This is a genomic window from Natrinema altunense, assembly GCF_000731985.1.
Lineage (GTDB): Archaea > Halobacteriota > Halobacteria > Halobacteriales > Natrialbaceae > Natrinema > Natrinema altunense.
In genome coordinates this window covers 44311-68515 of record NZ_JNCS01000010.1, presented here as the reverse complement: position 1 = coordinate 68515, position 24205 = coordinate 44311, and the positions used below count along the sequence as shown (strand labels likewise).

Below are 24205 nucleotides of genomic sequence, written 5' to 3'. Positions count from 1 at the left end.
CAGTCTCCGGAACATTGATTGCGACGTGCGAATAGTATCGCGTATGGGAACGGACGGGGACGAGACCGGCGGAGCGGGCGTCTCGACGACGCGGAAAACGTTTGCACTCCTCGAGGCGCTCAAAGACGAGGAAGGCGTCACGATCGCGACTCTCACCGAGCGGACGGACCTGCCTAAGAGCACCGTCTACCGTCACCTCCAGACGCTGATCGATCTGGGCTACGTGATCGAGCGCGACGGCGCGTACTACGTCGGTTTCCGCTTCGTCGAACTCGGCGAGCAAGCCCGCTCCCGGAAGGTGGGATACACGGCGGCCAAGCGAGCCGTCTTCGAACTCGGTCAGGAGACGGACGAACGCGCGGTGTTCATCGTCGAAGAGGCCAGCGAGGCCGTCTACGTCCATCGCTACGGGAGCCTCTCGAACACGATGATCGGCCACCGGCGGCCGCTGCACTCGATGGCGTCGGGCAAAGTCATTCTCGCGGAGTGGGACGATGCCGCGGTCGCCGACTACATCGACGACATCGGTCTCGAGACGATCACGAGGAACACGATCACCGATCCCGAGGCGCTGTTCGACGAACTCGAGCGAATCCGTGATCGGGGATACGGGGTGAACAATCAGGAACACATGGAAGGCCTTCGCGGGGTCGCCGTCCCGGTCTATACGCCCGACGATGAGTTCCTCGGGTCGCTGGCCGTCTTCGGACCGACCAGTCGGTTCACCGACGACTACGTTCACGACGAACTTCCGACGCGACTTCGGAACAAAGCCGGCGAGATCAAAGTAACGCTCGCCTACGGCTAACCAGCCCGCGAGTATCGGTCGCGGTCATTCCCGTCCCGCCGAGCGTTTCACCGACCGAAACGCGGACGGCGAAGATCGATCGTCCGGGTCGATGGACGCTCGTTACACGGCGTTTATTTTGCTGTCCGGAACTAACTGCCCAGAGAACGAACGAGTCGTTCCGTATACTGGGATAGCGCTCCCTCAAAATAAACTCACGCGCGAACGGCGCAGTCGGGTACGAACCGCCGGCCTGTCCGACCGTCGATATCCGTACGCAACTGCCCGTCTGCAGTGTGTATCCGGGACCTCCCTCGAAAACCAGGCGTTGTTCCCCGAACAGTGTTCCGCTCCCACAGCAGAACAGCCAATCACCACAAAAAATAGCGAATCGATGTATTGGCTCGGGCACATCTCGGCGAACGACTGACTCGGCCGTCCGGACCCGTCCCTCGATCGGACCCGACCGAGGGTTTATCAGTCAATCCGCGGCCAACGGTGGTATGTCGGATCACTCCCGACGATCGCGACGGACAGTTCTCCGAACAATCGGTGCCCTGAGTACGGGAGCGGTCACCGCAGTGACGACTGCCGGTGCGACGACCGGAACGTCCGCCGACCGACCCGAGCACGCGTCGACCCCGAGACGTGGGCGACCAGGCTCTCGAGGTCCGGCGTCGTCGGCCGATGGCGAGATCGGCGATCTCCTCGACGGCACTGATCTGTACATCGGCGTCGTCGACCGCATCGTTGATGGGGAGCACGTCGTCCTCCTGTTGGAGGACGGCGAATCGGTCGTCGATCAACTCGTGTTACCGGTCGATCGCTTCGCTACTATCGCGCCGGACGACATCCTGCTGACCGCCGCTACGGACGGCGAGTTACATGCGTACCGACGCGTTCCCTCGAAACCGAACGGGTGTCCCGATCCCGACTTCCCACGGCTCCCGTCCGACGGGTGAGACGACTGCCACTCGAGTATCGTCCCCACTGACACGATTCACACACCCATCGCACAGCTGTCGCACGATCAGGGTGCAGTGATGCAGTGGCTACTATAGCCGGCCACCGCGGTGCGGTCCGTCCCTCTCGAGCCCGCTCATCGCCGGTCGTGTCTCGCCGCTATCGATGGTTGTGAACGAGACCCATCGGCCGGAACCAGCAAGTACAACGCGTAATGCTCGGAGTCGCCTGGGTCGAATTACGATGACGGAACCGTCCCCGCTCGAGATCGGGTTCGATCGGCCGGGTCCCGCCAGCCTCCGCGCCGCGTTTTTCACCGTCTGGTTCGTCGATCTCGTCGCGACGATCCTGTTCTTTACCGTCCCGTACGCGTACGAACTGAATCCTATGACGGTGTTCTTGTACGATCTCCTCGGGATCGTCGGCGTCGTTTTCGCCGCTCTCGTCTACGCCGGATTCGTGATCGGGATCGGTCACGTCCTCTCGAGGCCGTTCGATGTCGGTTTCGTCCTGACCGTCGTGGTCCTGTACACCCTCTTTGCGAGCAACAACGTCGTTCTCCTGATCTCCCGCGAGCCGTTGCTCGCACCGATCGTGCCGTGATCGAAACGGTGTTCGCGGCTGGCCCGTTCGGTCGCGACGCAACCCGAAGCGAACGGTCCGCGAGCGGACAGCCACGACCGCGTCGGTGGTACTCGTCGCCGGTCGTCGACGGCGACGGCCCGCGGGACCGACGCGGTATCGACTGCGACCGTCGCCGCGAACCGATGCCTATGCTTTACAATCATATATTTGTAATCGAGGTCGTCCGACCCAGTCGATACGTCTCCGATCGGTCGCGAGAGGCAGTCGGGTTATCAGACGCCGCCGAATCTCGCTCCGCTGTGTGCCGCCATCTGACTCTCGTTCAGTTAGATATTTGGTCTGACATTTATATAGTAGAATACTGGGGTATTAATTATACTTATTTGAATACGTACGTATACGGACCGAATACGCTATGCCAACTGTCCTGTCCCATCATTGTTTCGAACCGGTCGGTGCAGGTTCCCGTGAGTGACTACTCGTCAGATCCATCTGAGTCGGAGCGCTGAAACCGGACCGACCTCTTTCCCCACCAGGTGATTGGACGAGTCGAGCGACGAAGCGACCGCTAACGCCGTAGGGATTGATTTCCACGGCTCGCCCACCGTTGGCAGTCAGCAACTGATCGTCCCGATATAACCCTCCATACATGTCTTTTCCTATAGTACTCTGTCGTTCTGTGGAATAATGAATCGTTCCGTCAGCGACTGCGGTTAGTCTCCGATGGATGCATCTGCGGTCCGCTATCAGTCCGTCCGGTTATCGCAGCCTTCGAACGGTAACCGGTGGGGACTTCCCACGCGAGTGATGGCTGTTCCGGCGCTCGAGTCCGTGTCTCTCCCGCGGACTGCGAGGCCGTCGAGCGCCTCGCTGCTTTCGAGCCCTCCGATTTTCGTCAGTCGCAACCGCTAGGAGTCGGGTTTCGGTTCGATCGAGACGACAGTGTCCGCAGTCACACGGGGGTGCCATTCACGAATTCGTTCGTGACGAGAAGGAGGTCAACCCGGATTCGGACCACCGGAAGACGTGCCGGGTCGCTCGCTTCGTTCGCTCCTGGGCTGTGGCTTCCGTCATTCAGATCCGAGTAGAGATCTACATTTGCACATCTGCGGCTCGAGAAGTTGTTCGCCGCAAAAGTATGGGCCAACTCGGATTTGAACCGAGAGCCTCCACCTTATCAGAGTGGCGCTCAACCTAATTGAGCTATTGGCCCGCGTCGCCGCCTTCTTCGCACTCAGTAGTTGCCCGGTGGGACGTTTAAGCGTTTCTTTCTCCGGGACCCGTGGGAATCGCTACCGAGCGAGGGGATCGTCGTCCCGGTCGTCGTCCGCGTCGTCGGCGTGCTCGTCGCCGAAGTCGATCGTATACGAGTCGTCGTTTTCGTCGACGGTGTAGGCGTCGTCGCCGAGGTCGTACGTCCCGCTGTTGGTCGATTCGGTGGCGTTGCCCGCCGTCTCGTCGTCCGGGAAGCCGAACGTCCAGACGGTGCCGCTGGCGAACCCGCCGGTCTTCTTGTCCGCGTAGGGAACGATCACGAAGCGCTTGAGGGCGGCCCGGATCGGAATCCGTGTCAGCGGAACGGCGAGTAGGAAGCCGATGACGTCGGTCACCAGCCCGGGAGTCAACAGGAACGCTCCGGCGGCGATCAGCAGGCCCCCGTCGAGCAGTTCGTTGGTCGGCGGCTGGCCCGCGGCCATCGTCCGTTGCATCTTCCGGATCGTTCGCCGCCCTTCCGCACGAACGAGGAGCATCCCGACGAGTCCCGTCAGCACGACGAGCAGCACCATCCCGACCCAGCTGATGAATCCGAACTGGGTGACGATCACCGCGAGCAAGACGGCGTCGAGAAACGGGATGAGCAACAGCGCGAAGATCCACCGGAGCATACCCGGATATAGCCACCGAAGGGTGAAAATCCTTTACTCTCGTTCCACGAACGGAATCGCCGCCGCTCGCGGCCCGCTCGATGGGGTGCGAGCGAACGAAGGGCTTACGCCGCGGACTCACCTGGGTCCGGTATGGACGATACGACCCGCGTCGAGTGGCGCGAGTGGGGACGGGACGCCTTCGACGAGGCTGCAGCGGCTGACGTTCCCGTCTTGCTCTCGTTGACCGCGACGTGGTGCGATCACTGCCACGAGATGGACGCGGAAACCTACGCCGAGCCCCGCATCGCGGCCAACGTCAACGACAGTTTCGTCCCAGTACGGGCCGACGTGGACCGGTACCCGCGCGTTCGCGACCGGTACAACATGGGCGGCTTTCCGTCGACGGTCTTTCTCGCACCCGACGGCACGGTCCTGACCGGTGCGGGCTATCTCGGTCCCGACGGGATGCGACAGGTCCTCGACAGCGTCCGAACCATGTGGGACACGAAAGGCGACGGTGCAGCGCGTATCCCCCGACCGCTCCGCGAGGACAACCCGCCGGCCGGCGCGTTGACAGCCGACATCGAGTCGGCCATGCTCGGCCAACTCTCCGACAGCTACGACGAGACCGCGGGCGGCTGGGGTCAAAGCCCCAAGTTCCCGCTGCCCGACGCCCTCGAGTTCGCGCTCAAACGGGACCGCGAGATGGCGCTGCGATCGTACGACGCGGTCGGTGCGAACCTGCTAGACGAGTACGACGGCGGCTTCTATCGGTTCGCGACCGACCGCGACTGGTCCGGGCTCCAACGCGAGAAGCTCTTAGACTCGAACGGTGCGCTCGTGCGGGCGTTCGCCAACGCCTACCTTCACACCGGTAAGGACGAGTACCGCGAGCCCGCCGATCGCACGATCGACTTCCTCACGACGACGCTGTGGAACGCCGATGCCGACGCCTTCGCGAACAGTCAGGCCCCCGGCGAGGACGACGCCCACAGCCTCGACGCGACCGAGCGAGCGGCCGCCGACGAGCCGCCGGTCGACGACGGCGTCTTCGCGGGGTCGAACGCCCTGGCCATCGAAGGGCTGCTCACCTATTACGCCTACACCGACGACGACCGGGCCCGCCGGTACGCAGAGCGTGCGCTCGCGACCCTTCGGGAGGACCTGCTCGAGGACGGCGTCGTCGTTCACGCACGCGACGAGGCGGTCGAACGCGATGCCGATGGCGACGCGGTTCCGCTCCTCGCGAATCAGGCCCGCGTGCTGGCGGCGCTGACGACGGCCGCCAGTACCATCGAGACTGCCGTCCGCGAGGACGCGACGGCCGTCGCGGAGGCGACGATCGACCGACTCCACGACGAGGACTCGTTCCTCGACGGTCCCGCCGAGGGCGTCGGTCTGTGCGACCGGCCGCTCCGGCCGTTGGACTCGAACGTCGCGTTCGCGGACGCGCTGATCGATCTGGCCGCCCTCACCGGGGACGAGCGCTACCGTGAGTTCGCCCGAGAGACCCTCGAAGCGTTCGCGGGGGCGAGCGATCGGTTTACCGTTCAGGTCGCCCGCTACGCGACGGCCGCGTCCCGACTGCTCGAGGGGCCGCTGGTGATCAGGGTCGCCGCCGCACCCGGGGCGGATCTCCACCGTGCGGCGCTCCGACTCGCGGACCACGAAAAGGTCGTCGTCCCCGACGCCGATCTCGCGGCCGGAACGGCGCGTGCCGAACGGGGCGACCGCTCGTCAGCGGCTGCCGAAACTCCGGACGAGTTGAGCGAACGCGTCCAGTCCCTTCTCGACTGACGTTCGGCCTCGAAACGCCCGAGGACGGCTACGTATCAAACTATCGTAGCGTTTATGGCGCTTCGGTCGGTCCGTTGTGACATGGCCAGTCTCAGGGACCTCGGGCTCTCCGAGTACGAAGCTCGAGCCTACCGATCGCTGCTCACCACCGGCCCGACGACGGCCAAGGAGTTGTCACGGGCGAGTGACGTCCCGATGGGGCGGATCTACGACGTGCTCAACAGTATCGAACAGTACAACCTGGTCCGGACCCAGACCGCGAGCCGGCCGAAGAAGTACGTCGCCGTCGAACCCACGACGGCGCTCGACCGCCTGCTCGAGGACAAGAAACGGGAACTCGAGGAGAAAGCCGATCAATACGAGTCGATCGTCGACGATCTGGCGGACGAACTCGACGCGGCCGAGCCGGTCGAAGACCAGTTCTGGACCGCCGCCGTCGGCCCCGACGAGACGATCGACCTCCTCTTGGAGCGGCTGGCGGCCGCCGATCGCGACATCGTCATGGTGTCATCACATCCCTCCCCCCAGTGGGACATGCAGGCGGTCAGCGAGGAGATCAACGCCCAACTCGAGAACGCGCTCGATCGCGGCGTCTCGATCGATCTGTTGCTGACCCGCGAGATGGTCGGCTCGATGTCGGAGGCGGTGGGTCGGCGCTATCGCGAGACCTTACAGCAACGCGATGACTTCGACGTCCGCACGCACGACGACGTCACGGGATCGTTCAATATCATCGACGGCGTCGAAGTCTGCATTCAGGTCCCGAACCCGCTGTCCTCGGGGGAAGCCTTCGGGATGATCGACCTCAAGGACCCCGAGTTCGCCGCGAACGTCCACGAGGAGTTCGTGCCGCGGTGGGAAGACGCGGAACCGCTCGAGTTCTAGCCCTCGATTTCCTCGCGGAGCGTCCCCATCTCGACGATACGCTCGGCGTGGGCGTTGTGCTGGTGGATCGACTCGTCGTTGGACTGGCTCATCGTGATCACCGCGTCGTCGGGCAGGTGGTCGAACTCGTCGACGACGCCCTCCGCCAGCGCGCGCACGCAGTCCTCGACGAACTTCGCGTCGGCGTGGGCCGCGTAGGTCATGTGGTCCTCGTCGGGTCGCTTCGCGAGGTTGTAGATCCGGGCGCTCATCGAGTCCCGAGCGATGTCGATGATGTCGTTCAGATCGACCGCGGGGTCACCACCGGCTTCGATCGTCAGCGTCGCGTGTCCGCGCTGGGAGTGACCCGGCTGTGGCACCTCGTCGAGGAACTCCGTGATCGTTTCCTCGTCGACGCCTAACTCCTCGAGCGTGTCCTTCGCGCGGGCCGTCGACATCCCCTGCGAACAGGGGCAGACGGTCATCCCGGTGACCGTCGCGCCGATCTCCTCGCGGGTGCCGTCCTCGGTCGCCGTCGCCGACGCGACGATGTCGACGGTGTGTTGGGTCTCGCGGTCGCTCGCGGGCGTCCGTTCGCGCCGCATGAACTCGGCCTCCATCGAGACCTCCGCTCGCGACGTGTAGTCGTGGCGCTCGAGCAACCGCTCGGCGGCCTCGCCACAGACTTCCTCGACGCCGTAGGCCTCCTCGCGGGTGGCGTCCTCCAGAATCTCGTCGATAACCTCCATGTTGCGGCTCATGTCCGCGCCCTTGCGCCAACCCGGGAGGTCGACGAAGACCTCGAACTCGGCGGTGAGGACGATCGGACGCTTGTCCTCGCGGGCGATCTTGACGAGCTTGTCGACGCCGGTGACGCCGACCTGACTCAGGCCGACGGTCACGTCCGGCGACGTCGCCTGCACGTCCGGCAACTGATGACTCATTGACCGCATTCAGGGTAGCGGGTGATTCAACCTTTCGGAACCGGGTGTCACTTACACGGTCCGCTCGAGCCGTCCGTTGCTCGATTGTCGCTCGTCACGGGGGGAGCACTCTGACGGGGACTCGTCGTTCTGGAGTAGTTAACTGATGCCGCTTAATTAGAAATCCAACAACGATGGTCACTATTGCACATGACAGATCAGCGTGTATTTACGCTAAGCTGGATTAAAAACGTCTATGCGCCCTGGACACCCGCTACGCGATTCTGTCGGAGCCGTTTGGACCGTCACTCACCGATGGCTGGAGCGAGCCGTGAATTTCGCTCGATCGAATCGTGACGTGGTACCGTCCCGGGTGAACACGACTTCCCTGCGATGGCCCGCTCGAAGCGGTGTAACTAGCACCACGCCGAGGACCACATGAACCGACGCGACCTCCTCGCCGGCGCGGGTGTGCTTTCTGCTGTGCTGGGTGCAGGGTGTCAGTCCCTCCGGGACGACCCGAACCCGGGATTCGAAATCCGGACCGTCCGGACGTACCAACCCGACGCTGGCACCGTTCTGGTGGTGACGACGATCGAAAAGCGAACCGGCGTTTCCGGACACGTGACACTCCGTGCAGAACTCCGGATCGACGGCGACTACGACCACGCGTTCATTCAGGAGTACGGCGTTCCCGCGGACGTTGCCGAGCGAACGCTCGCAGTTCCGTTCGAGTACGACGATGCGGTGTTCGAGAACGCGACGTACGACGCGCGAGTGAAAATCCTCCGCGAGGGTGACGCGGATAGCCAGTGGGCGACTGAGAACCGGACGGCAACCGAGACTCGATGAGGACGGTCCCGTCTCACTCCGTGACGTGTCTCGGACGCGTCCTGACACCCTCGAACGGCCCGTCGGTTCTTTAAGTATTTCTGGTCATAAGGTGAAGCTACGAAGGGCATTCGTCACCCGGTCTTCTCGCATCCCGTTTCCACGACCTCGAGTCACAGCCATGTCTTCCGTTCCGAAGCACGTCCACGAGACCGTCGACGACCACCTCACTGCGATCGAACGCGAGGCGGATGTCGCGGTCGCGCTGGCAGTCGCCCGCGGGAGCCGCGCCTGGGGTGCGGCGAGTCCCGACAGCGATTACGATGTCGGCTTCGTTTACGTTCCGACTGACCTGCGGCGCTATGCCCACCTTGACGGCGTCACGGAGGGCATCGCCGAGGACCGCGGCGCGTTCGAGTATCAGGGCTGGGACGTGCGGACGTTCGCGCGCCTGTTGGCCGACTCGAACGAGAGCGCGATCGACCTGCTTCGGAGCCCGATTCGCTACCGGACCGCGTACGACCCCGCCGACCTCCGCGCGTACATCCGGCGGACGTACAACCCCATCGACCTCTATCACACGTGGCGCGGGATCGCGACGAGCAACTACCGGAAGTACGTGTCCCACCACCTGGTCCGCAGCGACGACGCGGTGGTTCCGATCCTCGAGTCGGACGGCGACGCGTACACTGTCGAAACCGACGCCGGAACGCGGACGATCCCGGTCGACGACGATCGATTTACCGAGACGCGGACCGAACCCACGGTGAAGCGAAACCTGATGATCGCTCGGGCCGCCATGTCCGCCCGCTACCTCCGGGAGACGGGGGAACGCGGGAGCCACGAACTGCCGGCGCTCGCGTTCGAGACGTTCCTGCGCGAGCAGGCACCCGCGGTCTTCGACGCCGAGCGGATCGACTGCGCCCGCGACCTGCTCGAGCGGAAACGGGCGGGCGACGGGGACAGCGAGATCGGCGACGCCGTCGGTCGTGCGTTCGCACATCCGGCGCGGGAAATCGATCCCGCGATTCACGCCCGGGACGGACCCGAGACCGACCGACTGGATGAGTTCATCGACGACCTGCTCGCCGCGGTTCAGTGACGCCGACGGACCCACCTCGTCTCCGATCCCCTCTTTAAGTGTCTCTGGTCACAAGGTGAAGCTACGAAGGGCTTTTCGCGGACCGATCTCTTCGACCAGCGAGCGCCCGCTCCCGCTCGAGGCCCCACCCCACCGAGACGTGTTAGAGTTGCTGTTTGTCCGATTCCCTGGCAGATCGGACGGAGCGAGCCTTTTTCACGCTCCCTCTCCGAGCGACAGACGATGCAAGACGACGGTACCGACTCTGGTCCAGGTGCCGAGCGAGCCGCGGACGGCGTCGAACGGGAGCCCGCCCGTGACCGCCGCCTCGAGACCCGGCCTGGGTCCGGATCGCTCTCGCGGGCCGACGTGCAGCGCGATTCGACGGTCCGCCAGTGGGGCGTCGTCACGCCGAGCGCGACGGTCATCGGCCGCGCGGACTCGGCCGACGCGGACCTCTCCGAGAACGTTCGTCGCCTCCACGACGAACAGCACGCGGCGACGCCGGGCTACAGCGAGCGCGCGCACCGACTCGACCGACTCCGAACGACGCAGGCGCTTTGCAATGCCCTCGACGTGACGCCGTGGCAACGGGATCTCGCGCTGGGCGTCATGGACGAGATCGACCTCACGGAGTTCGGAAGCCAGCGTGCGATCGAGAAGGTCGCGCTCGTGGTGATCCGTCACGTCGTCGACGTCGACCGCCAGCAGTACTTCGGGCTGGACGATATCGATGCTCGAGCGCTCTCCGCCGACCGGATGGAGGAACTGTTCGGCCGGTATCGCGCACACGACATCACCGACGAACCGGCTTTCGAGCGGCTCGCGGCCGACTACGGGCTGGACACGACGAGTCTGAACCGACTGCGCCGCGTGCTCAAGTCCCAACTCGAGGACGAACTGCCGGCCTACGGGCGCAACCCCTACCGCGATCCGAACCTGCCGGACGTGACGGACGCGGATACCGACGCCGCCGACGCGCCGGCGACGGGATCGGAGAGCTAACGGGCGACGGCCGCGGGCGTGTCTTCCCCTCGGCTGCCGGACCAGGTCTATCCCTCGTCTCGAGCCACTCACGTCGACTGCCGGTGACCGGCGACTTTTCCCCCACGAATGCCTAACTGTGCTATGGCCGACGCAGACACCGGATCGACGACGGAGACGACCGATCGCATCGAAATTTACGCCGACTACGTCTGCCCGTTTTGCTACTTGGGGACGCGCTCGCTCGAGCAGTACCGCGAGGGGCGCGACGAGCCGCTGACCGTCGAGTGGCACCCCTTCGATCTGCGACACGGGAAACGGAACCCGGACGGGTCGATCGATCAGGAGGTAGACGACGGGAAAGACGAACAGTACTACGAGCAGGCCAGACAGAACGTCCGCCGGCTCCAAGAGGAGTACGGCGTCGAGATGGCCCACGAAATGGCGACCGACGTGGACTCGTTCGACGCGCAGGTCGCGTCGTGGTACGTCAAAGAGGAGCATCCCGAGCAGTGGGCCGCATTTGACGAGGCGATCTACACGGCGCTGTGGCAGGACGAACGCGACATCGGCGACGCCGACGTGCTGGCCGACCTCGCCGCCGACGCCGACCTGCCGGCCGACGAGGTCCGCGACGCGATCGCCGACGATGATCTCCGGGCGGAACTCGAGGATCTGTTCACCGAAGCACAGCAGAAAGGAGTCACCGGCGTCCCGACCTTCCTCTCGGACGGCCACGTCGCCCGCGGCGCGGTCCCGCCGGAGCACCTAGAGCGACTCGTCGAGGGCAACGGGTCCGGCGGCCGTCGATAGGCGCTGTCGACTCACTCGAGTTTGTCGAGGCCGTCGAAGAAGTTCGCCTGCGGACCCACCAGCCTGACGGCGTCGTTCGCGAGCGAGACCGACACCTCGGCGGGGGGATCGAGACGTTGCCGGTTTCGGCCGTCGCTGATCGCGTAGGCAGTTTCGGTTTCGGAGACGGTGAGTGTGATCTCGGTCTCGGGTTCGACGACCAGCGGCGGCATCGGCTCCGTTGCGGCCATCTGCGCGACGACGAGCGTCTCCGCAGAGGGATGGACCAGCGGCCCGCCTTCGCTCAAATTGTACGCGGTCGAGCCCGTCGGCGTCGCCACGAGGACGCCGTCCGCGTGACTCTCGGCGTACCGTTGGCCGTCGATGTCGATCCCGACAGTGGCCCCGCCGCCGCTCCCTCGGCGCGGTCCGTGGACGACGATCTCGTTGAGCGCCGGCTCGAGCGTCCAGTCCGCTTCGACGCCGGTCGCCCGCAGTCGCGTGAGTTCGCGCTCCTCGACGGACCCCGTTTCGTCGAGTTCCGCGGCGAGTTCGGTGACGACGCCCAGCGCGTCGTCGGGTGCGACGGCATTGAGAAAGCCGACTTCGCCGAGGTTGATTCCCAGGATCGGCGTCGAACCGACTTCGCGCGCGACGAACAGCAGCGTTCCGTCGCCGCCGATGCTCACGACGAGATCGCGACCTGCCATCGCGGCGACCGGGACGGCACTCGTCCCGACCGCTCCGCCGGTCGCGTCGTCGACGACGACGCTGGCTCCCTCGCGCTCGAGGGCGTCGACGAGGCTCGCGGCGAGTGCCTGTGCACGTTCGTTGTCACGTTGAGCGACGATTCCCACGGCGACGTCCATCGTCGGCGGCTACCCGCCCCGTCGTCAAAAAGCCACGCTTGTCCGGCCGCCGTCGATGGGTAGCAACCGAACACCGCCGGGCGTCCCCGCCGCTGACCATCCCTCGTAGAGTGGCGCGCGCAGTCGCACCACCGCGCCGTCGGTGTCGGGCCGTACTCCCTCGCTCGAGGCGAGTCTCTTTCCGTCATCGGGCGATTCGATTTCGCCCGCCCAGTGTTTCGGGTCCGCCCAACAACCCGTTACGGCCAGGCTCGATCCAGTAACAGTCACTTATCGACATGTTCATGCTCCATACTTTTGCGGACGGGAGGCCGACGTTCCCGCATGGCGCAACGGACGACGGCCGACGAAACACTGCCACGAGAGGAACTCGCCGCGTACCTCCAGGAGCTTGCGACGGAGTTCGGGAGCGAGAGCGAGGAGGTCTCGATACGGGTCGGGAACAAGAACGTATCGCTCAGCCCGCCCCACAACGTCGACGTCTCGGTCGAGACCGTCGAGCGCTCCTCGATGATCCGGGGGAACCGCGAAACAGTCGAAATCGAACTGAGCTGGAAACCCTAACATGGCTGCCGCGGACTCCATCCTGATTTTCGTCCTGAGCCTGCTGGTCGGAACGATCGGCATCCTCGCGGGCGCGCGGCTGGTGTTGGATCGCGACGCGGGCTTCGTGAACGCTGCCGTGACCGCCCTCATCGGGGCGGCCGCCTGGGGGATCACGAGCTTCTTCGTCGGCTGGGTCCCCATCCTCGGCGTGTTGCTCATGTTGGTCATCTGGGTCGGCGTCATCAACTGGCGGTATCCCGGCGGCTGGGGGTCCGCAGCCGCGATCGGATTCGTCGCCTGGATCGTCGCGGTCGGCATCCTCTATGCGCTCGCGGTGGTCGGCTTCGTCACGGCCGATGCGCTCGGCATTCCCGGCGTCTAGCGGTTCACCTCGTTCCCGCCGTCGAAGACGGAGGGAAACCCCTTTTTCCGTCCGGGCGAGTGGTCCACGTAGACAGCAATGTACGAGACGATCCTGCTTCCGACGGACGGCAGCGACCACGCGACGACCGTCGCGGACCACGCCATCGACGTCGCGGCCACCCGCGACGCGACCCTCCACGTCCTCTCGGTCGTCGACGACCGCGCGTTCCTCGTGCTCGACGACGATCGCATCGAGCAGGTCCGCGACGACCTCGAGGAGACCGCCCGCGCGGCGGTCGACGACGCGGTGACCCGCGCCGCCGAACACGGTATCGAGACGACCACGGCCGTCGACACCGGCAACCCGGCCGAGTGTATCGTCGAGTACGCCGCGGACGCCGATGTCGATCTGATCGTCATGGGAACCAGCGGCGACGAGTACGAACGCAACGTCGTCGGCAGCGTCTCCCAGCGTGTCGTCCGCGAAGCACCGGTCCCGGTCACTACCGTCGGCCCCGACGTGTGAACGCCCCCGGGAAGTGCGACCACCGTTCCCCGTTCGAGGTGGCCGCCCAGTTCGATCGTGCGGACCGGTGGTGATACAGAGGGTTTGATGTGTCCGCCCTCGCTAGTGACGAGGAGATGCGCCGATCGATCGTGATCGCGGCCGTTTTACTCGTTCTCGCCGTCCTTCTGGTCGGCGGGCCGTCGCTGTTCCTGTCGCTGTCGACCAGCCAGACGGCGTCCGATCTACCCGCTCAGTCGACTCAGCCCAAATCGACGCCGGAACTCGTGACGTTCGAGGACTCCGAGAGCGGCTTCTGGGAGTACCTCAGTCCGACCAAGCGGTTCCAGAAACGAAGTCCGATCAACGTGGTCGTTCGCGGTGACGTCGACGACGTCGAACGGGTATTGTCCGACGCAGAGGGCGGTGACGGAGACTGGTCGAAAGTCAACGAATCCGAGGAGGAAGCGCTTCCGGAGACGTACTCGCTTACCGTCGGCAACGCCTCCGACAACGAAATGCAACCGGCGAACGCGACCGCCGACGGCGACCGACCGGCCAACGAGACCGCCGACGAATCGACGGTGAACGCCTCGCCACAGAACGAGACCGCCGCGGAAGCCGCGTCGGACGAGCCACGGGATCCCATTCCCGACCTCAACTGGGGGCACGCCGACGGCGGCACCCGCTACGCCTACGTCGACCCCGGGCCGAACGAGAGCGGCTACTGGACGACCGAAACGCGCCAGCTCGAGGACGGCGACTACTTCGGGCAACGGTATCACATCCGCCTCTACGAGAGTCCCAACGAGGACGACGACTGGGTCGCCATGCAGACACACTCGGAGCACTTCGACTGGTTTACCCTTCGGCATCGCGTCCACGGCTCCCAGGACGCCCAGACGAAGGTCGAGACCGACTTCATGAAACACCCACGCGTCGACGTTCAGGACGATGTGAGCCGGATCTACCTCGACAACAGGAACTCCGTCGACGCCGACGGCTGGGCGTCCCTCGTCGAACTCGCCGGCCTGCTCGTCGTCCCGACGCTCGTCGGCGTTCGCGCCGGCCGACGCGGTGGCACCGCCTCGAGCGGTACCGATCGATCCGCGACCGAGCGCGTCGCCGAGCGGACGCCCGGCGCGATCGACGACCACCTGACCGATGTCGACCGGAAACGCCTCGCCGCGGCGTACGCCCGCCTCGAGGCCGGCCACGTCCTCCTCGTCTTCACCATCCTGGCGCTGTATCTGGGCGTCCGGATGGGCGGCCTCGCGCTCGAACGGCGGGCCGCGTTCCTCACGCCACACCAGATCGCCGGGCTCCTCTATCCGGTGATCGGTGTCGGCATCCCGGTCGCGACCTACCTGCTCGCACGCGGGCTCACGCGACGGCTCGACGCCGCCGTCGTCGCCGCGGGCTCGCTCGCGGTCGCGGTCTGGCTCGACTACAGCCTGCTCGGCGTCTCCTCGCTGCCCGTCGACGTCGTCGTCCAGCGAATGCTCGTCGTCGTCGCGCTCGGACTGATCGCCGGCGGTGCGGCCAAACGGGCCGCTCGGAACTCAAGGTTCAACGACATGTTGCTCGTCGGCACCGCGATGTGGCTGCTCGTCCTGGTCGGAACGCTCTTCGGCTACTTCTGAGGCGGCCGGCGGCCCGGTTTCTCCGCCGGCCGGAGTCGATCGGCGGCCGAATCGTGGTCCTTCGGTGCCGAGCCCTTAAGTCCTTCCAACATCGTTATCAACACGACATGGCAAGCCCCACCCGTCAGCGCGAACGCGATCCTGAAACGACAGAAAAAACGCAGGAACCGGAGCGTGAGCGGGTGTGTGACGAGTGCGACGGCGGGACGCTGGTGAAAAGCGAGGATCAGGGCGAACTCGTCTGCGATCAGTGCGGGCTCATCGTCGAAGGTACCAACATCGATCACGGTCCGGAATGGCGGGCGTTCAACCACTCCGAGCGCCAGAACAAGTCCCGCGTCGGTGCGCCGACGACCCAGACGATGCACGACAAGGGGCTGACCACCTCCATCGACTGGAAGAACCAGGACGCCTACGGCCGCTCGATCTCCTCGGACAAACGCAATCAGATGCGCCGACTGCGAAAGTGGCAGGAACGGATCCGAACCAAAGACGCCGGCGAACGAAACCTCCAGTTCGCCCTCTCCGAAACCGATCGGATGGCCTCCTCGCTCGCCATCCCCCGCTCGGTCCGCGAGGTCGCCTGCGTCATCTACCGGCGCGCGCTCGACGAAGACCTCATCCGCGGGCGCTCGATCGAGGGCGTCGCGACCAGTACGCTCTACGCCGCCTGCCGCATGGAAGGCATCCCCCGATCGCTCGAGGAAGTCGCCGCCGTCTCCCGGGTCGAACGCAAGGAGATCGGCCGCACCTACCGCTACGTTGCCCAGGAACTCAACCTCGAGATGGAGCCGGTCAATCCCAAAAAGTACGTGCCCCGGTTCTGTTCGGAGCTCGAACTCTCGGAGGAGGTCCAGGTCAAGGCCAACGAGATCATCGATACGACGACCGAGAAGGGGCTGCTCTCGGGCAAGTCGCCGACGGGCTACGCCGCGGCGGCGATTTACGCTGCCTCGCTGCTCTGTAACGAGAAGAAGACCCAGCGCGAAGTCTCCGACGTCGCGCAGGTGACCGAGGTCACCATCCGCAACCGGTATCAGGAACAGATCGAGGCGATGGGCATTCACGAATAGGCCGGTTCGGACTCGTGGCGTCGGAGCGCGGGCGTTCGGGCCGCTCGGACGCCGACCGCGGTGGCGACTGCCCGCACACGGTGGCACGAAGCGTCTCAGGGGACGCCGCCTCTATTGACCGCCTCGACGGGATTTCTGTCTTGCCAGTACCGCCCTCGATGAGCGCCGTGGCTGTCGATCTCGAGTACGATTCGCTATCAGTCCCGTGTCGGTGGTGCGCCGAGAGCGGATTATAAATAAATATTACAAATTGATAGTTAAACGGTGCAAGCGGAAGGATGAAATGGCTCCTCCATCCAATTCGTTCGTATCGATGTCCTCTCACCGACGAACGCTCTTGACGCGGCTCGGCGGCGTGATCGCGGGCGGCGGCGCACTTCTCGGAACGAGTGCGTTCAGTACCGTTGACGCCGTACGGACGGTAGCCGTCGAAACGGCCGGGGACGCGAACGCGTTCCTCGGTATCGAACCCGGTGCTGAGGGCGACGCGTACGTCCTCGAGAACGGCACGATCGAGATCGATCTGACCGCGACGGAGGACGGCCGACACGGTGTTTCCAAACACGCAGTCACGGCCGTCGATCGGCTCCTCGAGATCACGAACAACGGCCCGACCGAGATCGCGGTCGGGTTCAACGACGAGTACGCGTTCGAGCACGGTGACTACGACGAGCCCCCAGGTGGCTGGGGATACACGGTCAATACCGCCGAAACCGCCGTGGTCGTCGGGTGGGCGAGTCCGCTGCCGTCGGAGATGGACCACTCGTTGGCAGCGGTTCGACCGCGGCTGGTCACGACCGGCTTCGATCGGAGTACGCTCGTCGATGGCCGCCTCAAGGACGAAGTCGATGCGAAGACCGAACGGACGATCCGCCCCGGTGGCCGTCTCAATATCGGAGTGCTCGTCGATACCCGCGCGAGCACGGTTACCGAAAACCCGATTCCGGAGTCCCTGGACGAGACGCTCTCGCTATACGCCGAATCGACCACCCAGTAACGCTGGCCGCGCTCGAGCCGCTCACTATCTGACAGGTCGCGCGAGGAAGAACAACGGCCACAACGAGTCGCCGCGGCGGCCTCTCGGAATGCGCTGGCCGGGAATTGAACCCGGGCTATGAGCTTGGGAAGCTCATGTCCTACCACTAGACCACCAGCGCTCCACGTCGGTCGGTCGCGCCACTCGAAGATACCCGCCGGTTACACTTGAACGTAGCGCTCTCGAGTCGGCCGTCCCGTCGGCGTTCGATTCTCGCACCCGGGCCGTCGACGTTCCCGATGGAGGCGGTCACTGTTCGGCACATCGAACCGGCAGCGGCCGTCCGAACCGACCGCCCGGTCAGTTTTTCCCGGGGAGGGGAGACTATTAGGTCACGCCGCCCCTAGTCCCGTCCATGATCGACGTTCGCTTTTCGGAGGCGGAACTCGAGCAGCGACGCGAACACATCACGCGGTTCATTCGCGATCGAGTCGACGCCGCAGGTGTCGACGGCGTCGTCTTGGGCCTCTCGGGCGGGATCGACAGCACGCTGGTCGGGCACCTCGCCGTCGAGGCGCTCGGGGCTGACGCCGTCCACGGCCTCGTCCTGCCGGCGACCGTCAGCAGCGAGGGGAACATGAGCGACGCCGAACGGGTCGCGCAGGACCTCGAAATCACCTACGACGTGATCGAGATCGAGCCGATCGTCGACTCGTTGCTGTCGGCCTATCCCGAGGCCGAAGGCGACCACGAAGCGGTCGGCAACGCACGCGCCCGCGTCCGTGCAGTGTTCAACTATCTCGTCGCCAACCACGAGCAGCGCCTCGTGCTGGGGACGGGCAACCGCAGCGAGGCCGCGGTGGGCTACTTCACCAAGTACGGTGACGGGGCCGTCGACTGCCACCCGATCGGCAATCTCTACAAGGGGCAGGTCCGCCAACTCGCCCGTCACGTCGGCGTCCCCGAGGATCTCGCCGCCAAGACCGCCACCGCGGAACTGTGGGCCGACCAGACCGACGAGGACGAACTCGGAATCAGCTACGACACGCTCGACTCGATCCTGGCGACACACGTCGACGGGCCGCTGTCGGTCGCCGCAACCGGGCGATTGCTCGAGGTCGACGAAGCGACCGTCGAACGGGTCCGCGGTATGTACGACCGCACCGAGCACAAGCGAACCGTCCCGCCGGCACCGGACCCACTGGACTAATCACCACCATCGCTTCGCCACTCGTCCTCGAGAAGCCCGTACCAGTAGACGTCCCGATGCTCGCCGTCGACGAAGTCGGCGTCGCGATGGACGCCCTCCTTCGTGAACCCCACCTTCTCGAGAAGACGTTGTGACGGGTCGTTGAACTCGAAGACGTGGGCGGCGATCCGGTGGAGACCGAGCTGGTCGAAGGCGTACTGGACGACGCGCTCCGTCGCCTCGGTGCCGTACCCCCGGTCGTGGTGGTCGGGTGCGATCCAGTATCCGATCTCGGCGGTCCGGGCCTCCCAGTCGAACTCGAAGAGTCCGATCGTCCCAACCGGCGTCGAATCGACGCCGATCAGTAGGTCGACCGTGTCGTCGCCACAGACCACGTTATCGAAGAAGTCGCGTTCCTGCTCGCCGTTGAGCGGTCTGGAGCGCCCGATCGACCGCCAGATCGTCGGATCGTTGATCTGTGTCTGCAGGAACTCGAGGTCCTCCTCCTCGATCGGTCGCAGTGCGATCCGCTCGCCCTCCAGAAACACTGGGCCGGGCATACTCGCCTATCGGTGTCAGCGAATATATTACCTTGGCCGGACCGATCCCGATACTGCGCCGCCGGTGATATCGGCTTCGGAGTCGTACTATTCGAGGACCGCGTCGATATCGTCGGCGTGGGCGGTCACGAGGTCGGCGAACGCCGCGGCCTCGCGTCGCTCCTGACTCGCCCGCTCGCCGTCGTCCCGGAGTCGCCGTTTCAGGGCCGCCAGCGCATCGGCTGCGTTATCGGCGATCCCTTCGGCCACCGATCGGGGATCGTCCTCGAGACGCGAGATCAGACCCGTCCGGAGCGCTGCTTCGGCGTCGATCGACCGGCCCGACAGCGCGAACTCGAGGGCGTCCCCCTGGCCCATGACGCGGGGCAGTCGGACGGTGCCGCCCCAGGCACCGAACAGCCCGAAACTGACCCCCGGTTCCCCGTAGGTCGACTCCGGGGTTCCGACCCGGACGTCACAGGCCAGCGCGAGTTCGAGACCCCCGCCGCGTGCGGGACCGTCGATTCCCGCGACGACGATCGCCGGCGAGTCCTCGATGGTCCGGGCGACGCGCTGGCCCAGACGAGCGAACGCGGCTGCGCGGTCGCGATCCCCTTCGAGGGCCGCGACCTCGGTCAGGTCGGCACCGGCACAGAACGCCGGACCGCGTCCGTGAAGGTAAACGATGGGTTCCTCGGCCTCGCCGATCGCGGTCTCGAGGGCCTCGAGCCCGTCGCCCGTCAGTGCGTTGCGCGCATCGGGGCGGTTCATCGTCACGGTACGAATCGGTCCGTCAGCGTCGACCTCGATCATGTCAGCAGTCGATCGGGCGTTTCCAAAGGTCTTTGCCTCCCCCGTCGTAACCCCCCGCTAATGGAGAATGCCGACAGCTGTCGGCGTGCCGCCGTCGAGGCAATCGCGGACGTCGAACCACCACAGCTACACGACTACATCGAAGCCACCCTCGAGCGCGTATCGATGGTGCCCGGAACCCTCACCCTCGAGAGCGCCGCCATGATGGGGTCCGAGAGACCCGTCGTCGGACCCGACTGCGAGCAGTCCCTCGATGCCGACTCCGCCACCGATGGGGGACGCGAGCGATCGGCCGACCGCACCCCCGACGGCGTCGTCACCCACGCGGCCGGCGTCCAGCTCATCTACGAGGGGCTGCGTCTGACCCGCTCGCTCGCCCGCGACGAGCCCTGGACGGCGACCGACGCCAGCGCGGGCGACGGCGATCTCGCGATCCTCGCGGCCGACATCCTCGTCGCCCGCGGGTTCTACCTGCTGGCCCGTACCGACGCCGCCAACAAGGCGGTCCGAACCGTCCAGTCGTTCGGCCGCGACCAGACCCGGCGGACCGACCTCGCGACCGCCGACGGCGACCTCGATCCGACGGTGTCCGATCTCGACGCCAACCTCGAGCGGGACGTGCTCGAACTCGCCGCCCTCACCGGGGCCGTCGCCGTCGGCGAAACGCCGTCGCCGCGCCTGCTTGCCATCGTCGACTCGCTCGCCGACGCCGTCGGCACCTCGTTTCCGCCGGTCGAGGACTCGCTTGCCAACCTCGAGCCCTCGGCCCGCGAGCAGTCCCTCGAGGACCACGCGACCGATCGGGCCACGTCGGCGACGGACCCGTGATGTCGGCGTCGACCACCGGCGGGGACCCCGACAATCCGGCGCACGGCCCGATCGAATCGAAACCCATAAAGACATCTCCGATCAACGAAGAAGTACGCGCCTGGGTAGCTTAGCGGTAAAGCGCGTCCTTGGTAAGGACGAGAGCCCGGGTTCAAATCCCGGCCTAGGCTTCCGCGCGTTTCAGCGCCTCTCCGACCATTTTACGCCCTTCTTTGGAGAGAACAAATGCAACGCAAGAACGTTACGTTTCACTACACGGGAACCCCGTCGCCGTCTTGCGATTCGTATAGCTGTCAGGACACCATAACGTCAGACGTTACGCCGTCCGGCGATTCGGGGGGTGAGCGTTCTCGATGAACCGGACTGACCCACTCGATAACCTCGGCAGTGGTGATACCATGTCCACGGAGGTCCCGCCCGCGCCCGAGGACTACGAGTTCGATTATCCGTTGGTTAGCGAGCGCTCGAAGCGCGACCTGCAAGAGTTCGGGCTGAACATGGTGGACGACTACCGAGACTTCAAGCGTGAACTGCTGTCGTGGCTCGCTAACTACGGGAAGAACCCCGAGAAGCACGAGGGACTTGCTCGCTCCACGCTCGAATCCACCCACTACAAACTCGAAACCGCCTTCCGCTGGCTCTGGCGGTACGAGAACCAGTACACCACGCAGTTCACGCCCGACCACGCAGACAAGTTCGTTCGAGTCCTCGACCAGTCGGACGGGATGATCGACTCGACCGTTCTCCACCACGCCAAGGACATTAAGCGGTACTTCCGCTTCAGTAACCACGTCCGGGGAACGGATTACGAGTGGGAACTCGACGTAGAACTCTCGCAGTCCAACGGAGACGAACGAGACTACCTTCGTCGTAGTACGTTCGAGCCGCTGTATCAAGCGGCGCTCGAACACTCGTCAGTCAAAAGTTACCACTCCGTCTCACCTGACGAACGTAGTCAACTGAAGGCCTTCGTCGCACAGCGGCTTGGTATCCCGAAAGAGAAGGTCGGTCCGGCGGAGTTCAAAGAAGCGAACTCGTGGAAGTACCCGTCTATGATTGCGGTCACTCTCGACACTGGATTGCGTCCCATCGAGGTTGGGCGGGCAAAGGTGTCGTGGGTGAACCTCGAAGACAACGAGTTGAACATCCCCAAGGACGAGTCTACGAAGAATGAGGCACATTGGAACTGTGCGATCAAGGGTCGAACTGCGAAGGCTCTGAAGCGATGGCTCGATGAACGGGCGTCGCTGGACAAGTACGAGGACAGGGACGAGTTGTGGCTGACGCAGAAATCGTCACCGTACAGTTCCAAGTCCTGCAATGCGCTCCTTCATCGGGTGATCGAGAGTGGGGACGTTCCGATCCCCGAGCATAAGGAGATTTCGTGGTACTCTATCCGGCACGGCGTGGCGACCTATTGGGCGAACCACGTGGGTCCTCACCACGCAAAAGAGCAACTGCGCCACAAGAGCCTGAACACGACGATGAAATATCTTCACTCCGACGCGGAGACGCGGAACAGTGCCGTAGAACAAATCTGGTAGACGGAATTACCCACCTGAACGTTTTATTCCGCTCGTCCGTACTCACTTGTATGACCTTCGGCACGACGTGGCACAACCTTCTCGAGAACGTCGAAGAACTCCCCTCTGATGCGACCCTCGTCACCCCACTCTCGCGCAAGGCCTTCGGCGTCACTGACGTACAGGAACCTCGTGTCCTGATTCAGTACCGGGACGATGACGAGACGATTCCTCTACAGCGCGACCAGTTCGAGACGCTCCATCGGCGTATTCAAAACGCACATGGTGAGTTCGACCTTGATCGGCTTCCCCCGGACGCCGAACCCTACGCGACCGTGCTGTCCCTACACCCACGCTTCGAGGTAGACGACCGTGCGGGAACGCTTACAGAGAGTGAAACGCCGACAGGATCGCCACTGGTGGACGCGACCGAGAACACCGACGACGGCGATCAAGAGCGGGAAGAGCCGGATGTAGACGTGTATGCGGACGCTCTGTTGCTGATAGACGCCCTCGAGCGCCACGACGTGACCACGCTCGAAGACGTGGAAACGCCCGCACTGGTGAACCTCTACACGCTCTTGTCGGACGTACAGCGGAACGCCAACGATCTACGCCAAGAGGTGCGTAGTGTCCTTCTCGACCGACTCCACCATGACCAGCCGGTATCCGGACAGTTCGGGTCAGTCCAACGGACGAGTCGTCGGAACCGGTCGCTCAAGGACGACGAGACGGTACTGAACGCCTTCGAGTCCGCTGGTATCGAGCGCGAGCGGCTGACCACTGTGGATTCGAACAAGGTAGACGAAGCACTCGAGGTGACTGAACTGTCCGAGAGCGATGTGTATGAGGTCGAAGAGAGTGAATACGTTCGGAAGGCTGACGTGGACGAGGACCGGAAAGAGACGCGCCTACAGGGCCTCAAGGATCAACTCGCGGCGACCGAGGGAGAAGAGGCCGAGGAACTCCGCGAAGAAATCGAGGCACTCGAAGAGCGAATTTCTGAACTCACCGAGTTCCAGTCAGGGCGCTCGTTCCACGAGTCAGCCCGTAGTGGGTAGTCGTCTCTATTTCGAAAGCCGATACGGTTCGCTCGAGCGTTCTACTATCAATCACGACGCCTGTCGGTAGGCATACCCGATGAACGCGCCGACGAATACCACCTGTAGGAACGAAATGAGAAACACATCTGTTCCGGTGACGAGCGGCGCGTCGAACGAGACGAGCAACATGAACAGACTCGGGAGCGAAACGCCGACGAACATCCCAAGCGCTTTCGTCCGCTTCATTTCTCTAATTGGAATTGGTGGTCAGAACCCGACCGAGACTTCGACTTCGTACTCTTCGATACGGCTCGCGTCTTGACTCGTGTACATACAGTCGAACTCCCATTCACGACCAGCCGCGAGGTCGTTTACGTTGTCGAGTCCTTCACCGATCTGCGTCCCATCGGCGTCGAGGAACGTCGCGGTCGCTTCGACGTATGAGAGTTCCCGGTCAGCGTTGTTGATAGCGGTACCACGGACACCCGACTGAAATTCTTCCTCGTAGAACTCGTGGTCGAGAATCTCTACGTCCGACTGGTTGTCGTCACCGTTGTCTCCGCTGTTAGTGTCGCCGCCGTTGTTGTCTCCGTTATTGTTTCCGGAGTCGCTGGTATCGCTGTCACCGCTGTTTCCGTTGGCGTCTCCTTCGTCTGAATCACTTTCGTCGCTGGTACAGCCCGCGAGGGCGAGGGTGGTAGCGGTCGCACCTATGCTTGCCAGATACTTCCGTCGGAACATTTCATTTCAACACAAAACAGAGAGTGCTTATAATTGTTTCTGTAGTTAACACAGAGTTAACTAAACCATACTATTCGTG

General features: G+C 64.3%; 26 protein-coding genes and 3 tRNA genes. 20 read left to right on the top strand and 9 right to left on the bottom strand.

Going from position 1 to position 24205, the window contains the following annotated elements:
- Positions 1-43 precede the first annotated feature (43 nt).
- The 3 genes from ALTAJ2_RS15400 to ALTAJ2_RS15390 all read left to right on the top strand — a co-directional run bounded on the left by ALTAJ2_RS15400 (position 44) and on the right by ALTAJ2_RS15390 (position 2353).
- A complete protein-coding gene (locus ALTAJ2_RS15400; RefSeq protein ID WP_007110351.1) occupies positions 44-808 on the top strand; it encodes an IclR family transcriptional regulator in 765 nt (254 codons plus the stop codon).
- A gap of 482 nt (positions 809-1290) precedes the next feature.
- Positions 1291-1749, top strand: a complete 459-nt coding sequence (locus ALTAJ2_RS19490) for a hypothetical protein (protein ID WP_007110352.1) — start codon at positions 1291-1293, stop codon at positions 1747-1749.
- A 244-nt stretch (positions 1750-1993) separates the two neighbouring features.
- The gene (locus tag ALTAJ2_RS15390; protein ID WP_007110353.1) at positions 1994-2353 is read left to right on the top strand and encodes a hypothetical protein; all 360 of its coding nucleotides are present in this window, start codon (positions 1994-1996) and stop codon (positions 2351-2353) included.
- Positions 2354-3474: 1121 nt separating this feature from the next.
- Here the strand turns inward: ALTAJ2_RS15390 and ALTAJ2_RS15385 are convergent.
- Together ALTAJ2_RS15385 and ALTAJ2_RS15380 are read right to left on the bottom strand one after the other, a co-directional pair.
- Positions 3475-3548 (bottom strand) — tRNA-Ile (locus ALTAJ2_RS15385).
- Positions 3549-3627: 79 nt separating this feature from the next.
- Positions 3628-4221 carry an FxsA family protein gene (locus ALTAJ2_RS15380; RefSeq protein WP_007110354.1) on the bottom strand — a complete coding sequence of 198 codons (594 nt, stop codon included), beginning with the start codon at positions 4219-4221 and terminating at the stop codon, positions 3628-3630.
- Between the two features lie 132 nt (positions 4222-4353).
- Here ALTAJ2_RS15380 and ALTAJ2_RS15375 point away from each other — a divergent pair, with 132 nt between their 5' ends.
- The gene (locus ALTAJ2_RS15375) at positions 4354-6000 is read left to right on the top strand and encodes a DUF255 domain-containing protein (protein WP_007110355.1); all 1647 of its coding nucleotides are present in this window, start codon (positions 4354-4356) and stop codon (positions 5998-6000) included.
- An 81-nt stretch (positions 6001-6081) separates the two neighbouring features.
- On the top strand, positions 6082-6885 hold the full coding sequence (locus tag ALTAJ2_RS15370) for a TrmB family transcriptional regulator (RefSeq protein ID WP_007110356.1): 804 nt from the start codon (positions 6082-6084) through the stop codon (positions 6883-6885).
- On the opposite strand, the gene mptA is transcribed toward ALTAJ2_RS15370, so the two are convergent.
- Positions 6882-7808, bottom strand: a complete 927-nt coding sequence (mptA, locus tag ALTAJ2_RS15365) for a GTP cyclohydrolase MptA (protein WP_007110357.1) — start codon at positions 7806-7808, stop codon at positions 6882-6884. The genes ALTAJ2_RS15370 and mptA overlap by 4 nt on opposite strands.
- A gap of 417 nt (positions 7809-8225) precedes the next feature.
- Here mptA and ALTAJ2_RS15360 point away from each other — a divergent pair, with 417 nt between their 5' ends.
- From ALTAJ2_RS15360 to ALTAJ2_RS15345, 4 genes are all read left to right on the top strand, one after another.
- Entirely contained in the window at positions 8226-8639 is a 414-nt protein-coding gene (locus ALTAJ2_RS15360; protein ID WP_007110358.1) for a hypothetical protein, read from the top strand.
- 160 nt (positions 8640-8799) lie between these two features.
- Positions 8800-9720: a nucleotidyltransferase domain-containing protein gene (locus tag ALTAJ2_RS15355; RefSeq protein ID WP_007110359.1), complete on the top strand. Its 921-nt coding sequence runs from the start codon at positions 8800-8802 to the stop codon at positions 9718-9720.
- A gap of 222 nt (positions 9721-9942) precedes the next feature.
- Positions 9943-10704, top strand: coding sequence for a hypothetical protein (locus tag ALTAJ2_RS15350; protein ID WP_007110360.1), 762 nt, complete (start codon positions 9943-9945; stop codon positions 10702-10704).
- A gap of 123 nt (positions 10705-10827) precedes the next feature.
- Positions 10828-11496, top strand: coding sequence for a DsbA family oxidoreductase (locus tag ALTAJ2_RS15345; RefSeq protein WP_007110361.1), 669 nt, complete (start codon positions 10828-10830; stop codon positions 11494-11496).
- Positions 11497-11507: 11 nt separating this feature from the next.
- Here the strand turns inward: ALTAJ2_RS15345 and ALTAJ2_RS15340 are convergent, their stop codons facing one another.
- On the bottom strand, positions 11508-12344 hold the full coding sequence (locus tag ALTAJ2_RS15340) for an NAD(+)/NADH kinase (RefSeq protein ID WP_007110362.1): 837 nt from the start codon (positions 12342-12344) through the stop codon (positions 11508-11510).
- A gap of 324 nt (positions 12345-12668) precedes the next feature.
- On the opposite strand from ALTAJ2_RS15340, the gene ALTAJ2_RS15335 reads away from it, so the two are divergent.
- The 6 genes from ALTAJ2_RS15335 to ALTAJ2_RS15310 all read left to right on the top strand — a co-directional run bounded on the left by ALTAJ2_RS15335 (position 12669) and on the right by ALTAJ2_RS15310 (position 17471).
- Positions 12669-12908, top strand: a complete 240-nt coding sequence (locus ALTAJ2_RS15335; RefSeq protein WP_007110363.1) for an amphi-Trp domain-containing protein — start codon at positions 12669-12671, stop codon at positions 12906-12908.
- Between the two features lies 1 nt (position 12909).
- Positions 12910-13272, top strand: coding sequence for a hypothetical protein (locus ALTAJ2_RS15330; RefSeq protein ID WP_007110364.1), 363 nt, complete (start codon positions 12910-12912; stop codon positions 13270-13272).
- 78 nt (positions 13273-13350) lie between these two features.
- Positions 13351-13779 carry a universal stress protein gene (locus ALTAJ2_RS15325; protein WP_007110365.1) on the top strand — a complete coding sequence of 143 codons (429 nt, stop codon included), beginning with the start codon at positions 13351-13353 and terminating at the stop codon, positions 13777-13779.
- A gap of 116 nt (positions 13780-13895) precedes the next feature.
- Entirely contained in the window at positions 13896-15401 is a 1506-nt protein-coding gene (locus ALTAJ2_RS15320; protein WP_007110366.1) for a hypothetical protein, read from the top strand.
- A gap of 107 nt (positions 15402-15508) precedes the next feature.
- Complete coding sequence (locus tag ALTAJ2_RS15315; RefSeq protein ID WP_006183920.1) at positions 15509-16474, top strand: transcription initiation factor IIB; 966 nt, start codon at positions 15509-15511, stop codon at positions 16472-16474.
- A gap of 313 nt (positions 16475-16787) precedes the next feature.
- Entirely contained in the window at positions 16788-17471 is a 684-nt protein-coding gene (locus ALTAJ2_RS15310; protein WP_007110368.1) for a hypothetical protein, read from the top strand.
- Between the two features lie 89 nt (positions 17472-17560).
- Here the strand turns inward: ALTAJ2_RS15310 and ALTAJ2_RS15305 are convergent.
- Positions 17561-17631: transfer RNA gene (locus ALTAJ2_RS15305), tRNA-Gly, on the bottom strand.
- Positions 17632-17865: 234 nt separating this feature from the next.
- On the opposite strand from ALTAJ2_RS15305, the gene ALTAJ2_RS15300 reads away from it, so the two are divergent.
- Entirely contained in the window at positions 17866-18660 is a 795-nt protein-coding gene (locus ALTAJ2_RS15300; protein ID WP_007110369.1) for an NAD+ synthase, read from the top strand.
- On the opposite strand, the gene ALTAJ2_RS15295 is transcribed toward ALTAJ2_RS15300, so the two are convergent.
- Positions 18657-19199: a GNAT family N-acetyltransferase gene (locus tag ALTAJ2_RS15295; RefSeq protein WP_049900806.1), complete on the bottom strand. Its 543-nt coding sequence runs from the start codon at positions 19197-19199 to the stop codon at positions 18657-18659. The two genes, ALTAJ2_RS15300 and ALTAJ2_RS15295, sit on opposite strands and share 4 nt — an antisense overlap.
- An 87-nt stretch (positions 19200-19286) precedes the next feature.
- The gene (locus ALTAJ2_RS15290; RefSeq protein WP_007110371.1) at positions 19287-19991 is read right to left on the bottom strand and encodes an enoyl-CoA hydratase/isomerase family protein; all 705 of its coding nucleotides are present in this window, start codon (positions 19989-19991) and stop codon (positions 19287-19289) included.
- A 60-nt stretch (positions 19992-20051) separates the two neighbouring features.
- On the opposite strand from ALTAJ2_RS15290, the gene ALTAJ2_RS15285 reads away from it, so the two are divergent.
- The 4 genes from ALTAJ2_RS15285 (at position 20052) to ALTAJ2_RS15270 (ending at position 23403) form a co-directional block, all read left to right on the top strand.
- Positions 20052-20819 (top strand): DUF7114 family protein, encoded by a 768-nt coding sequence (locus ALTAJ2_RS15285; RefSeq protein ID WP_007110372.1) that lies wholly within the window; start codon positions 20052-20054, stop codon positions 20817-20819.
- 98 nt (positions 20820-20917) lie between these two features.
- Positions 20918-20989, top strand: a tRNA-Thr gene (locus ALTAJ2_RS15280).
- A gap of 183 nt (positions 20990-21172) precedes the next feature.
- Positions 21173-22363, top strand: a complete 1191-nt coding sequence (locus tag ALTAJ2_RS15275; protein WP_049900809.1) for a tyrosine-type recombinase/integrase — start codon at positions 21173-21175, stop codon at positions 22361-22363.
- 50 nt (positions 22364-22413) lie between these two features.
- Positions 22414-23403, top strand: a complete 990-nt coding sequence (locus tag ALTAJ2_RS15270; protein ID WP_007110374.1) for a hypothetical protein — start codon at positions 22414-22416, stop codon at positions 23401-23403.
- 51 nt (positions 23404-23454) lie between these two features.
- On the opposite strand, the gene ALTAJ2_RS19485 is transcribed toward ALTAJ2_RS15270, so the two are convergent.
- Positions 23455-23631 (bottom strand): hypothetical protein, encoded by a 177-nt coding sequence (locus ALTAJ2_RS19485; protein WP_160163699.1) that lies wholly within the window; start codon positions 23629-23631, stop codon positions 23455-23457.
- Positions 23632-23652: 21 nt separating this feature from the next.
- A complete protein-coding gene (locus ALTAJ2_RS15265) occupies positions 23653-24126 on the bottom strand; it encodes an FxLYD domain-containing protein (protein ID WP_050031482.1) in 474 nt (157 codons plus the stop codon).
- Between the last annotated feature and the right edge of the window lie 79 nt (positions 24127-24205).